12 protein-coding genes are annotated in these 14,271 nt (G+C 32.4%); 3 read left to right on the forward strand and 9 right to left on the reverse strand.

Annotated elements, in window-relative coordinates; all coding sequences use genetic code 11:
• Nucleotides 1-42 precede the first annotated feature (42 nt).
• On the reverse strand, nt 43-1,386 hold the full coding sequence (locus V8G56_RS13185; RefSeq protein ID WP_395438920.1) for a GntP family permease: 1,344 nt from the start codon (nt 1,384-1,386) through the stop codon (nt 43-45).
• Nucleotides 1,383-3,266, reverse strand: coding sequence for an NADP-dependent phosphogluconate dehydrogenase (gene gndA, locus V8G56_RS13190; protein WP_395438921.1), 1,884 nt, complete (start codon nt 3,264-3,266; stop codon nt 1,383-1,385). Before gndA ends, V8G56_RS13185 begins: the two co-directional genes overlap by 4 nt.
• A 165-nt stretch (nt 3,267-3,431) precedes the next feature.
• Here gndA and mgrA point away from each other — a divergent pair, with 165 nt between their 5' ends.
• The gene (gene mgrA, locus V8G56_RS13195) at nt 3,432-4,424 is read left to right on the forward strand and encodes an L-glyceraldehyde 3-phosphate reductase (protein WP_395438922.1); all 993 of its coding nucleotides are present in this window, start codon (nt 3,432-3,434) and stop codon (nt 4,422-4,424) included.
• An 87-nt stretch (nt 4,425-4,511) separates the two neighbouring features.
• The gene (locus tag V8G56_RS13200) at nt 4,512-6,770 is read left to right on the forward strand and encodes a tetratricopeptide repeat protein (protein ID WP_395438923.1); all 2,259 of its coding nucleotides are present in this window, start codon (nt 4,512-4,514) and stop codon (nt 6,768-6,770) included.
• A 17-nt stretch (nt 6,771-6,787) separates the two neighbouring features.
• Here V8G56_RS13200 and V8G56_RS13205 read toward each other — a convergent pair whose 3' ends face one another.
• From V8G56_RS13205 to V8G56_RS13230, 6 genes are all read right to left on the reverse strand, one after another.
• Complete coding sequence (locus V8G56_RS13205) at nt 6,788-8,440, reverse strand: mechanosensitive ion channel family protein (protein ID WP_395438924.1); 1,653 nt, start codon at nt 8,438-8,440, stop codon at nt 6,788-6,790.
• 117 nt (nt 8,441-8,557) lie between these two features.
• Nucleotides 8,558-9,133, reverse strand: a complete 576-nt coding sequence (locus V8G56_RS13210) for a hypothetical protein (protein WP_395438925.1) — start codon at nt 9,131-9,133, stop codon at nt 8,558-8,560.
• Nucleotides 9,134-9,318: 185 nt separating this feature from the next.
• On the reverse strand, nt 9,319-9,723 hold the full coding sequence (locus V8G56_RS13215) for a DUF3575 domain-containing protein (protein ID WP_395438926.1): 405 nt from the start codon (nt 9,721-9,723) through the stop codon (nt 9,319-9,321).
• Between the two features lie 12 nt (nt 9,724-9,735).
• Nucleotides 9,736-10,047: a hypothetical protein gene (locus V8G56_RS13220; RefSeq protein WP_395438927.1), complete on the reverse strand. Its 312-nt coding sequence runs from the start codon at nt 10,045-10,047 to the stop codon at nt 9,736-9,738.
• A 153-nt stretch (nt 10,048-10,200) separates the two neighbouring features.
• On the reverse strand, nt 10,201-10,830 hold the full coding sequence (locus V8G56_RS13225) for a hypothetical protein (protein WP_395438928.1): 630 nt from the start codon (nt 10,828-10,830) through the stop codon (nt 10,201-10,203).
• 236 nt (nt 10,831-11,066) lie between these two features.
• Nucleotides 11,067-11,600, reverse strand: a complete 534-nt coding sequence (locus tag V8G56_RS13230; RefSeq protein ID WP_395438929.1) for a hypothetical protein — start codon at nt 11,598-11,600, stop codon at nt 11,067-11,069.
• Between the two features lie 421 nt (nt 11,601-12,021).
• On the opposite strand from V8G56_RS13230, the gene V8G56_RS13235 reads away from it, so the two are divergent.
• A complete protein-coding gene (locus tag V8G56_RS13235; protein WP_395438930.1) occupies nt 12,022-13,299 on the forward strand; it encodes a BamA/TamA family outer membrane protein in 1,278 nt (425 codons plus the stop codon).
• Between the two features lie 121 nt (nt 13,300-13,420).
• On the opposite strand, the gene V8G56_RS13240 is transcribed toward V8G56_RS13235, so the two are convergent.
• Nucleotides 13,421-14,101 carry a hypothetical protein gene (locus V8G56_RS13240; protein WP_395438931.1) on the reverse strand — a complete coding sequence of 227 codons (681 nt, stop codon included), beginning with the start codon at nt 14,099-14,101 and terminating at the stop codon, nt 13,421-13,423.
• Between the last annotated feature and the right edge of the window lie 170 nt (nt 14,102-14,271).

A 14,271-nucleotide genomic window follows, 5' to 3' on the forward strand; every position in this document is an offset into this window, starting at 1 on the left:
TTGTAATTCAAAGAATGTAAATCTAAATATTATTTTTAATAATTAAAGTATTAATGAAAAAATAAAAACGCTAACAAAGCCTGTTACAGAAAGTATTGTTGTCATCAGCGTCCAGCTTTTAAATGTTTGTGTTTCATTAATACCCAAATATTTACTCACCAGCCAAAAACCACTATCATTAACATGTGATAGTATGGATGCACCGGAAGCAATGGCAATGACCAATAAAGCTTTATCAATTTCTGAGATATCTGCGGCCAAAAGCGGAGCTGTAATTCCCGCAGCCGTAATCATAGCGACCGTAGAAGAGCCTTGCAAAACCCTCACAATGACTGCCGCTAAGAAAGCAAACAGTAAAATACTAACCCCTTCATTAGCAAAATAATTTGCTAACATTTCACCAGTGCCGGTATTCACTAATACCTGTTTAAAAACACCACCGGCTCCAGTAAGTAAAATGATGATTCCGGCAGGCTCCATTGATTTTGTGGTGATTTTTAATAAGTTCTCTTTTGTAAAATTTCTTCTGGTACCCAACACATACCAAGCCACCATATTAGCAATAATTAACGCTGTAAATGGATGCCCTATCATTTTAAGCCAGGATTTCACTTCAAAAGGGATAAGACCTTCACTAAATAAGGTACTGTTAAGAACGGTGTTGCTGACAATTAGTAAAATGGGTATGCCAATAATTGAAAAAATAACGCCGACGGGAGGAAATTCTTCGCTTATTAATTTATCAAGAGTTAGTTGAGGAGCCTCAACAAAAATTTTATTAGCAATATATTTTCCAAAAATAGGACCACTGATGACGGCTGTAGGAATTCCTATAATAAATCCAAATAATATAACCCATCCTAAATCGGCTTTTAAAATATCAGCGACTGCAACAGGACCTGGAGTTGGTGGAATAAATGCATGCGTTATAGCTAATCCGGCAAGAAGTGGTATACCATAAAGTAAAAGAGATTTCTTCGTTTTCCTTTGAAGCGAATAAATAATAGGCACTAGAATAATAAAGGCCACATCAAAAAAAACAGGAATAGCAATAAAAAACCCGGCAATAACTAACGCCCAGGAGGCATTTTTTTCTCCGAATTTATTGACTAAAAAATTAGCTAATGCTTCAGCGCCACCTGAATGTTCCAATATAGCGCCAAACATAGCACCTAATCCCACCACCATAGCTACAAAACCCAAGGTATTGCCCATCCCTTCTTGCATGGTTTTAATAATCTCTGAAGGATTCATCCCGGAAATAACACCAACAGCTATACTAGCAATAAGTAAGGCAATAAAGGCCTGAACTCGCAATTTTAATATCAAAAACAGTAAAACAATAATACCTATGACAACTGCGGAAATGAGTGTATAATCTATCATTTTTCTAACCAGTTTGTGTGATAAAAACTTAAAAATGAGTCGTTCTTTCTTTGGTAGGTATGTGCACCAAAATAATCACGTTGTGCCTGTATTAAATTTGCAGATAAATTTTCAGTAGTTATAGAGATCCAATAATTATAAGCAGCCCAAAAGACATCAATCGGAATGCGATATTTTAGACTGTAAGAGATACACTCTGTTATGCTACTTTCTGAAGACATCAGACTTTGAAAAATTGTTTGATCCTCAAAATAATTCTCATATGACTTAAAAGTGTCAACAGATTCTTCCATAAAGTGAGACCTGATAATGCAACCATTGGTCCAAATCCTTGCAATTTCAGAAAGATTAAGTTGCCATTTATAATCTTTTGATGCCAAACGCATCAGTTCAAAACCTTGATGGTGGTTAATGATTTTTGCAAAACGATAGGCCTTTTCCAAAGCTTTTATATTAAGCTCTTCTATTTCTTTTTTATCCTTTTTTAATAGAGCGGATAGTGTTTCTCTTTTCTGTTTAAAGGCTGACAGATACCTTGCGAAAACGGCTGAACTCATCATAGTATTTACGGAGCCTAGATCAAAAGCAGCCTTGCTTGACCATGAGCCCGTACCTTTATTGCCAGCGGTATCTAAAATGCTGTCTAAAACATATTGATTTCCCTCTTTCTTTTGAAGAATATCAATGGTAATTTCTAACAAATAGCTTGATAAATCTGTTGATTTCCAATCGGATAAAATTTGAGCTATTTTCTCGTTATTCATGGAAAGCCTCATGATGGCATACACTTCAGCCAGCAATTGCATTTCAGCATATTCAATACCATTATGAACCATTTTAACAAAATGACCTGCGCCATCTGGACCTATATAAGTACAACATGGTTTACCGGTTGTATCTTTAGCAGAAATTGCTTCTAAAATTGGGGCTATACTTTGATAACTCTCCCAGGAACCACCCGGCATCATGGAAGGTCCTTTCCTGGCTCCTTCTTCTCCTCCGGAAATGCCACATCCCACAAAATATAACTCTTTGCCCGCCAAATAATCGCTTCTTTTTGCGGTATCCGTATAATGTGAGTTACCGCCGTCAATAATGATATCTCCTTTTGATAAAAACGGTATTAATTGATCAATAACCGTGTCAATAGCCTTTCCCGCCTTTATAATGATCAATATTTTTCTTGGGGTGGCCAAAGAGGCTACAAATGGCTGTAAATCAGTAAATCCTAAAATATTTTTAAACGCATGATTGTCTTTAAGAAAATTTGAAACGACCAGCTCTTCTCCATACTCTGCTCTGTTATATACAGAAATATCAAATCCCTTTTCGGCAATATTTAAACTCAGGCTTTTACCCATAACACCTAATCCAATAACACCAAAGACTGATTGATTCATATGTTTTAATTTTGAATTGATACCTTTAATAATGTCATCAATACTATTCTCAATATTCACATGCAAGCCATAATTTGGAACTTCTAATGTATCAAACTGAGATTGTAAAAGAGCGCTTTTCATGTAATGATTACGTCTTTTTTTAAGCCTATTACTAATCAACTCCAAAGTACCCGATAGAAAAACCCATAAAATGTTTGATTGTTTAGAAGCTAAAATAGCTCTATAGGATTCTTTTAAGGCCGAACACGCTAAAACGGCGCCTTCATTGTTTTCCCATTCATGAATTTTTTCTGCCAGGGTATTTAGCCATGGTAACCTGTCTGAATCATTTAAGGCCAGGTTATTTTTCATTTTTTCAATATTAGCCTTAGGATGAAAATCATCAGCATCAAAAAAAGGCAGACCTTGTTCTAAAGCTAGTTGCTTACCAATGGTTGTTTTTCCACAACCACTCACACCCATGAGAATAATTATCATGAAAATTTGATTTAAACTACTGCAATATTGTTAAAAATGTTCAATACCTAAAAGAAATCTCAAATTTATTGGTAATAAATAAAAATCAAACGATTCTATTAGTTGTGAAATAACTAAAAGTAATATCTTTATTGTTTACTTTATTTTTTTTAAAAAATTAATATTATGAGCTATTTGGCAAACCCCAACAGATATGAAAACATGCAATTTAATCGCTGTGGAAAAAGCGGTTTACTTTTACCAAAAATTTCTTTAGGGCTATGGCATAACTTTGGCCACGTTGATGTTTATGAAAATGCAAGAAGAATGGTCCTTAAAGCATTTGATTTAGGCATTACGCATTTTGACTTAGCTAATAATTATGGACCACCTCCTGGTTCTGCAGAAAGCGTATTTGGTACTATATTAAAATCAGATTTAAAAGCATACAGAGACGAATTAATAATCACCTCAAAAGCTGGTTATTTGATGTGGCCAGGGCCATACGGAGATTGGGGTTCAAAAAAATATCTAATTTCCAGTTGTGATCAAAGTTTAAAACGCATGGGACTTGAATATGTTGATATATTCTATAGTCACAGACCAGATCCAAATACGCCTATTGAAGAAACCATGATGGCTTTAGACCAAATTGTGCGCTCAGGGAAAGCCCTTTATGCTGGTATATCATCTTACAGCCCCAAAGATTCACAAACTGCCATTGACATTCTTAAATCACTTGGAACACCTTGCCTGGTGCACCAACCATCCTATAGTATGTTTAACAGATGGATTAAAGATGGATTGCTGGATACTTTAGAAAAAAATGGTGTAGGTTCCGTTGTTTTTAGTCCACTTTTTCAAGGGTTATTAACAGATAAATATTTAAATAATATTCCGGAAGATTCAAGAGTAGCTAAATCTCATGGGTTTTTGAAAAATTCAGATTTAACTCCTGACAAAATTGAAAAAGTTAAACTCTTAAATGAGATGGCGATAAAAAGGGGTCAAAAATTATCACAAATGGCATTGGCTTGGGTTTTAAGAGACCCACGAGTTACTTCAGTAATCATTGGAGCCAGTAAAGTTTCACATATTGAAGACGCTGTTGGTATTCAAAATAAGCTAGATTTTACCTCAGAAGAACTCAATAAAATAGATTCCATATTAAAAAATTAAAATGGTTAGCATCTTTCAATATTGATAAGTTAAGAAGTCCAAAAAAATTATTATTTATTTTCACAATTCAATAGGCATCATTATTAAATGAATAAAAACCTCTTTTTAAAATTAAGCTTTCTATTAATTACCATAGTTTTTATTTTTTCGTGTAAAGAAAAAACGAAATATGAAAGTGTTAATCAAAAGGAAAATGTTTTTATTTCTGCCAAAGAAATTCCAGACAGCTATTTTTTAGGCGATAACAATTGTAAAGAATGTCATCAAGAAGAATTTAAAGACTGGCAAGGCTCTCACCATGATAAAGCAATGCAGAAAGCAGATAGCTTAACAATATTGGCCGACTTTAACAATAAGACATTTACAAGCCAAGGCGTCACTTCCCTATTTTATAAAAGGGGTCAAGATTATTTTGTTAATACAGAAGGTCCTGACGGAACCAATCAAGATTATAAAATCATCTATACCTTTGGGATCACACCACTGCAACAATACATTGTGGCATTTCCTAATGGCCATTTTCAATGCTTAAGAACGGCCTGGGACACCCTAAAAAAGGAATGGTTTGATCTGTATCCTGATTTTAAGGTGGTGCATTCTGAATGGCTGCATTGGTCCAGAGGCGGCTTAAACTGGAATAATATGTGTTCAGATTGCCACTCAACCAATGTGAGACAAAATTATGATGACAAAACAGATCGTTATGATACAAAATATGCCTTAATCAATGTAAGTTGTGAGGCTTGCCACGGACCCGGAAAGCAACATGTAGAAGATGTAAAGCGATTAGGAGATGACTATAAGGCTACTGGAACCATGCATATGACATTAAAAACATCTCCTAAAGAATTAGTTGACCAATGTGCTAGGTGCCATATGAGACGAGAACAATTTTCTGAAGTTTTTAATTTCGAAGGTACGATGGTAGATCATTATTTTCCTCAGTTAATTGAAGAACCTATTTATTATCCAGACGGACAAATCTTAGATGAAGATTACGTGTATGGGTCATTTGTGCAAAGTAAAATGTATCGCAACAATATAGCCTGTAATAATTGTCACAACTCGCATTCATTAAAATTAAAATTTGACGGTAATGCCTTGTGTGCACAATGTCATATTCCTGCAAAATATGACACATCTGAACACCACTTTCACAAACAAGACACAGAAGGCGCTATGTGTATCAATTGTCATATGCCAGGCAGGTATTATATGGGGAACGATTTTAGAAGAGATCACAGTTTTAGAGTCCCAAGACCTGATTTAACTTTAAAGTATGGCACACCTAATGCCTGTGCTGGCTGCCATAAAGATAAAAGTAATCAATGGGCCTGGGACGAATTTAAAAATTTATTTGGAACCGTTGATTCCATACATTTTTCTGATAAACTGGTACCAGGAATTATAGGCGAACCAGGTGCCGATAAAGGGTTATTTGAATTGATAAATGATATGAAACAGCCGGAAATTGTGAGAGCTTCTGCTGTAAAGGCCTTATCTAAATACGATTCGGAAGACTTAATAAATAAATTCATTCTTTTATTGAACGATGACTCACCTATAGTTAGAGGAACTACCTTAGATGTTTTAAGCCAAATAAATACCACGGATTATGTAAATTATTTTTTACCGCTTTTAAATGATAGCAAAAGAAGTGTTAGAGTCAAAACATTTTATGGGCTTGCTGGTTTAACAGAATCTCAAATACCTGAGAAATATAAAGAGTCTTATCAAAAGGTGAAAAAGGAATTTTTTGATTACCTCAATATTAATTTAGATTTTCTTGGTGGACAAGTAAAAAGAGCCAATTTTTATTTAAAACAAGGCAATCTTCAAAAAGCGATAGAAGGCTATGAAAAAGCTTTGAAGATTGATAATATTAATAATCAAGTTCGCTTAGATTTGGCAAACTTATATTATAGGAACCAAGACTATCAAAAAACAGAAGATGCTTACAAAACGGTTATTTCTCAAGAACCAAAATATGGTCCCGTTTATTATTCATTAGGTTTATTATATGCTGAACTGGAACGAACAGAAGAAGCTATTGAACAAATGAAAAAAGCCAATAAATTGATGCCTGAAAACATTAGAGTGTACTATAATTTAAGTTTATTATACAGTAAAAATAAAGAAAGTTTAGAAGCAGAAAAAACACTTTTAAATGGATTAAAAATTGATGCAAATAATGAAAATTTACTATATGCACTGGCCTTTCAATATGCCAATATAAATCAGGTGGACAAAGCGAAAACTATTTTAATCAAGCTCATTCAATTGTATCCTAATAATACTGATTATCAACGGTTTTTACAACAAATATCTTTAAACAAAAATAACTAATCTAAAAAATAGGTCTTTTATGTTTCTTTGGCCAAAGGCTGATACCACTTATTTTCAGGCACAACTTTAGGTATATCAGGATCATTTCTATAAGATGGTGTCATAATTTGCACATCATTTTCATTAAAAACATCCAGAATATTGTCATGTAATTTTGAGTAAATGCTTTTTATATTTGACACGTCTTTACAATATCCATTAATTTCAAAACTAACAGCATAATCATCTAATGATTTTTTTAGTACAAACGGAGGAGGTTCCTTTAAGATGCCCTCTGTACGATCTGCTGCCAGTTTAAGCATGGCATCAACTAAGCGCCACGGCGTTTCATAGCCAATACCCACCGTTGTATGAATAAGTATTCCTAAACCATCCGCCTTTACCGAATAATTCATTATTTTACTATTGATCAAAATAGAATTCGGAATAATAATTTCTTCATTTTTAAGAGTTCGTAAACGGGTAACCTGTAACTTTTGTTCCTCCACAAATCCCATTTGATCATCTACTTTAATAAGGTCGCCTTTTTTAAAAGCGCCTCTATAAATCATAGAATATCCGGCCATGGTATTCCCTATAAGGGAAGAAGACCCTAATGAAACCAGAACACCCATAAAAACAGAAACGCCTTTAAAAGCTACAGATTCAGAACCAGGGATATATGGATATGAAATGATTACGGCAAATGCGATAATAAATAATTTGATGATCTTAAAGGTTGGTATAGACCATTCAGGTCGGAAATCCTTTAAAACAATGCCTCCCTTTTCAACCCCAATAAAAAATAATTTTAATAATTTTAGGATGTATTTGGTAATAAAAAATATAACTATAAGAAATATTAATTCCGGTAAATAATTAAACAATTCAATTGCAATAGTTTTTAGTGGATCTAAAATTAATTTTAAGGCATAAATTGAAAAAGATTTGGTCCATGGAAATAATTTGAGCACATAATCAATAAAAAAGATACTGGCGACTGCTATTAAAATTATTTTGAGTGACTTAAATAATGCATGGAAAATATTCCAAATCTGATTGGATCTTATCAGATTAAATGAAATATTTTCAACGGCTTCAATCCTTGCTTTAATCCTTTTTTGAATGCTTCTATCAATTCTTTTTATAATCCATAAAAGCACTAGCAAAATGATGACCATCACCACAGTTGCCATTACTGCATGTATAGCGTTATTTCTTATAACTGGAGCACTTCGCTCATATCTGTAGGTTGTAATTGCTTCAATTATTTTTAAATGTATTGATTTTGCAACCAATTTATAACTCACCCCTTCTAAATCACCGTCTGGCTCGTATAATTGCACAATGATGTCATTTCCTGCATAAATTGAAACATGATCATCATTTTCAACAATTCTAACATCTTCTATTGAGATGTCCTCATTTGAAGCAGTAATTTGAATACGTTTGCTAATATTATCAGCTCTCTTTTGTGCCGGTAAGGCAGAGATTCCCCTCACTTTAAATAAGTTAACCCCATCAACGGTGACCCATGCCACATCATAAATTGATTGTTGTACATTCAGGTCTGCGCTATTAGATTGTTGCGAATAATTGTTATTAGTAAACCCAATAAGCATCAATACAGACAATAAATAGTTAAAACCCTTCTTACTGCCTTTTAACCAAAATTTTAACTTTTTTTTCATAGAAATGAAATTAAGGAATTTAGTACAATATTAAAGATAGTAACTGCTTCTAATTTGGTTGCTATTTGTATTAAAATTTATCACTTGAATGTAAAAATTAAAATTGATATATATATTTCAATTCAACCAATTAATAGCGCCTTTACCATAATTTTTTATACTTCGAGAAAAAACATTTGCTGAAACATTCAGTTTCTTTATTAATTTGGTCGGGATAATTCTTACTTCACCTGCATCATACCTCGGTGCATCAGGAATAAATACGGTGCTCAATTCAACTCCTTCTTCAACTAAAAATGCAAGGTTCCAAGAGTTCTCGTCTTTTATTAAAATTGGTGTCATTTTATGATCAATTTGTTCACCAATAGAATCTGCCGTAATAGACTTGATCAAGGCGTATCCCGGAACATAATCAAGAACATTTTCTTCTAATTTTACAATATTTTTTTTAACCCATGATGAACGAAATAATAAGCCGCTTATAAAACAAATAATAATTAGTAAAAAAAGGGTTATGATGATTGCACCTTTCAATCCAAAAATAATCGTAGGTAATTTATGAGAAATAGGTTCTGAAATCTTTAAAATCACATTGAAAACTTTATTGAATAAAATGATTAATAAACCTATGGGCAGTAAAAACAAAATGCCACCTGTTATTGTTGTTCTAATAAATAAAACTATAGTTTTCATATAATTAAAGGTTTTTCTATTAACTGTTAATGAGACGTAAATCCCTCACATCCCAGTACAAATTAACAAAATTTAACCAATTAACATAAGGGAATTAATATATTGATGTGTTTTATTTTATTAGAGAATGCCTTAATTTTATGTTTATTAAAACTAAACAAAATTCCCTTTTATAAAATTATAAATTAAAAAGTGTAACCCACTGAAATGCCATATCTAAAGGAAAGTGTTGAAAATTTAGATCTCAGCCTATTATCATTAAATTTAAAATCTGCATTAATAAGATCTAAAATACTGTATTTATTAAGTGCCTCATTTAAATCATCATAAAATTCGTCAGGTGGTGGGATAATATTCTTCAACTTAAAATTATAAGATCCTGAACCTGGACCTGCTATTAGTAAATCGATATTAAAGTGTTTTGAAACGGGTAACTTATAACCAATCATTAAACCAATAGAAGTAACGGTAATATCTCCCTTATATTTAAAGAAATGCGAAACATCTTGACTATCAATATAGGTCCCTTCAAGATCAGAACCAAAATCTGAATATTTTAAATAAGCTCCAAAATAAAAACCATTGAGCATGGCACCATTAGTTCATTCATGAAGATAATATCTAAATTCTGGTATTAATTTATAACCAGAATAGGTAATATCATTTGTTTTTATTCTATCAGAATCAATACCTGAAAATTTTATTAATCCATCATCAGATTTAAGACCAAGGCCTAAACCCACTGAAATGTGTTTACCAATGACGCGTTCATAATTAACCGAAAAAAATGCGGTCGGCAAGTCAATTACTTCAAGGCTAACTTGGTTTTTTTGCTGCTTCGTTCCCTTGTCTTCTTGAGCCATAAGAGGCAAAGACAATAAATAAATAAATACTAATAGAACTGAATTTTTCATAAGAATTAGAATAATTAATTTTTGCGTATTAAATATATAATACAAATGCGAGGTTACTTATAATCACAATAAAAAACAAAAAACAACCTTTATAAAATAAAGTTCTGAATTAACTCTTTTGACATTAAAAATTTATGTGAATAAATACAATATTTAATCCTTGTCTAATCTGAATACTAAACCACCACTAATACTTCCAAGAATGACGGTTGAACCCGTACTAATACCTGCACCACCGGGTCCTACATAAACTCCGGCCCAATTTACCGGGAAAAACAAATCTCCTTGCAGATTGAAGCCAACAGCTTTCGTAAACATGATATTTACACCAGCCTTAAAGCTAAAAGCAAATTTTATTGAACTACTAATATTATTTATGATATCGCTGTTTTCATTTTTTGGAGAAACCACCACAAAACCTAGACTACCTCCTGCAAAAGGCTTCACTTTGCCTTCCTTGAAATATCGTGAAGCACCAATAAGAAACCAATCGGCGTTAAGGTCTGAAATTCTCGTTTCAACAGGAGCATAAAACACATCCCTAAGCCTTAGTTCCGAACTCATATTTACATAAGAAAACTCAGCCATAAGACCAGAATAGGTTTCTACGCCAAGTGTGATCCTAAATTGGTCGCTAGACTTCATTTTCAAGTAATTGGGACCGTAACCTAATTTAGCCCCAAATTGATAACCATAAGAAGGGGTGAGTTCAATGACTTGTCCAAAACTTGCCAATGAATACATTAATGCTACAATAAGTACTATGTTAAATTTATTTTTCATATTTTTTTTTTAAAAAGCCAAAATAATAATTAAACTATTAACTGGTATGATATTTAATTAAAAAACGATAGACCACCCAAAACCGAAGACCTTTAAATGTGTTTATGTTCTAAATATTCTCTGACAGTGGCATGGGTTCAGATATAAATTAATTGCAGTAGTATAAAATGCTATAACGATTTGATTAACCCTAAAATAAAAATAATTAGTAAAATAAAATTCAGTTCTATTAATATTTACAACATTTTACTAACCCCTAAATTAATAGACCAAGTACTGTATTCCTTCTTAAAGTCATAATTAACAGCAGGAAAAAGACCCCAGTCATTACCTAATTCAAGCTCGTATTCAGTGCTCGCTCTAACAATAAAAATATTTTTGTTTTTTTCAAATTCTACACCAGGACCCAATAAGAAGACCCAACGGGGTGCTAATTCATAACCCACTAAAACCCCTGTAATTACAGGTCTTTCTCTCTCTAACTCTTCTGTATTAAAATCTACTGTATAATTTGCGAATTCTAAATCTATTACCGCTCCAATTCCCCATTTTTTAGTGAATTGATAAAAATAATCAAGACCAATTGTTGGAGCGTAAACTGATTCCCTTGAATGACCATCTATAAATGCCGCCGGAATATGTGTATATCCAAAAACTAAAGCTAATTTATGTTGTTTCACTTCTTCAACTTCCTCTTTATTTGCCTCCTGGGCATAGCTACTAATGGTTAAACATAAGGTAAAACCAAATAAAATAATATTTTTAATCATGATTTTAAAAATACAGAAGTTAGTAATATTGCTCTCCTCTAGAACCTATGTAAAAATAAAATATTTCGCAGACTTCTACTTATTAATAATTGAAAATTTTAATATGAAATAGAGCATTTATTTGTCTCCATATTAGCAATATTGCAAATACCAAATCTAAAGAAAATGCCTGTGTTATATCCAATTGGATTTTAAATATCAACCCTTATTGTTTTAATAGATTATAGTTACAAAACAAAGCATGCCCAATTATCGTAAAAACTAATGTTTTTGATATCTTTGATGTCTAAGGTTAAATAATATTTATTGCGAAATAAAAAATTAATTGCCTGTTGATACTATTTTATATTTGAACAATTGAACACCAATTAATGAGTTTTGATTCTAATGCTTTTTGTGATAGAATTAATTATAATTATTCATGAAGAATAAATACTCTTGCATATTTTCTTTTAACTGGAATCCTCCTGCGTTACTCTTTTTACTGTTAATATCTATTAGCCTTTTTTCTCAGACGCCTAAAGATTCTATTGAAACTTGTGAAGTAAAATCACTGCCAGACCTATTTAAAAAGAAAGATTCCTTACTCACCATAAAATCTCAAATAAACAAAACAAGTTTTTTTTTAGTGATTCCAATCATAGGGTCCTCTCCAGCTACCGGGTTTTTATATGGTGGCGTAGCACAATATACATTCAAAGGTAAAAATGCTAAAGATAAATACTCATCATTTAATGTTGGTGCGACCTATACAACTAACGAACAATTACTTGTAAATATTAAAAATAATTTGCTACTTAATCACAACAAAATATACTTAAGTGGTGACTGGAGGTATTATATTTTTTCACAAAATAATTATGGATTAGGTACAGACATCATTCCTTCATTTAAAGAGGATAGTGATTTTGTTTTAGAATCCTTGGCAGAACCAATGAACTATAATTATTTTAAGTTTCATCAAACTGTTTCATTTAATGTGGTAAGTGACTTTTATATTGGTGCTGGTATTCATTTAGATGGATATACAGATATTTTTGACAAGCAACTAGATGTCACTAACAACCTATTTACAGCACATTATGAATATAGTAATCATTATGGATTTAACACTTTTGAATATTACGTTAATGGTCTAAGTCTTAATACTGTTTTTGATTCAAGAGACAATCAAGTGAATGCGAATAACGGTTGGTACGGTAATATAAATTACAGAATAAATCCTGCTTTTGGAAAAAATCAAGCCTCCAGTTCTGTACTGTTTACAGAATTTAAATATTATATTCCTTTAAGTGAAAAAAACCTACAACATGTTCTGGCCTTTTGGACTTATGGACAGTTTTTGACTCATGGTAATTTACCCTATCTTAATTTGCCATCTATTGGATGGGACAAAACAAGCCGAGGCGGCAGAGGTTATACTCAAGGTTTATTTAGAGGACAAGATTTAGTTTATATGGAGACTGAATATCGTTTTCCCATTACCTGCAATCAACTAATCAGCGGTACCGTATTCGCCAATTTTACAACTGCTAGTGATAAGGATAGACAAGTAAAACTTTTTAATGCTATACAGCCAGCTTTTGGTATAGGTTTAAGAATATTAATTGATAAAAGCACCAAAACTAATCTCATATTAAATCAGGCATGGGGCAAACATTCAAAAGCTTTTTACCTCAATGCTGGTGAAACTTTTTAAATATTCTACAGAAATTAAATTGATTACTAAATTTCAGATACTTACATTTTTAAGTTTGTTGTAATTTCTGTTTTTGATCTTTTCTATCTGCTATATTATTTATTTTAGTTTCTCATTTAGGTTACTCTATTTCTTCTGGTAAAGGTGAAATCATTATATGCGCCCTATGTGTTCCAGGATTCATAATCCAAGGATGGTTTGGAGCCATCGGGGTATTTGGTAAACCAGTAGATTCTGATGTCGCCCATGGCAAATATACCACATAGCGCAGTTGAGCACCCTCTACTTTTGAGGATTCCGGGTCATACACCGTTTGTGCACCGTAGTAAATGTGCAAAGTTGATCCAGGAGTTATTTTAATTTGACCCGATTTCATTTCAGCTTCACGGATAGCAAAAATTTCCTGTCCAGTCTTTCCTTCTTCTCTCAAGGCTCTTCCTCTTGCCATAAAGGGTTCAAGGTCTTTATGATAACATGCTGCATTAAATCCATCCTGATTAGGATTGTCTGCCAGAACAATAAATTGATTATCCCCTTCTCTCAGCGTCACAAATTCACCAGCCATATTATATCCAATAACTTTACATCTCGATCTGCTTTCTGCAGGAGCAGCCATTAATGCTGTTGCAATTAAAGCTTCATCAGTATCAATAGCCTTTAATTGTTTCTTGACATCATTTGATGAACTGTCTTTTGCAGTTTCTGTTATGGAGGATTCCTGTATTGTGTTTTTAGTTTTGTCTGATGAATTACAAGAAATTAAAATTACTGTAAAAACCATTGCTGTGATAATACTTTTCATTTTTTGTCTAATTTTAAAATTAATTTTATTGTGAAACTATTGATTAATCAAAATGAGGCACAACAGTTAGTTTACTAGCAGTTGCAACATTTACCCATTTTACTGTCTAAAATTCTGAAATTCCTAGTACCTGTAAGTTGCATGATTATATACATTTTTGTAAAAACATT

The sequence above is a fragment of the Gaetbulibacter aquiaggeris genome, assembly GCF_044003965.1.
GTDB lineage: Bacteria > Bacteroidota > Bacteroidia > Flavobacteriales > Flavobacteriaceae > Yeosuana > Yeosuana aquiaggeris.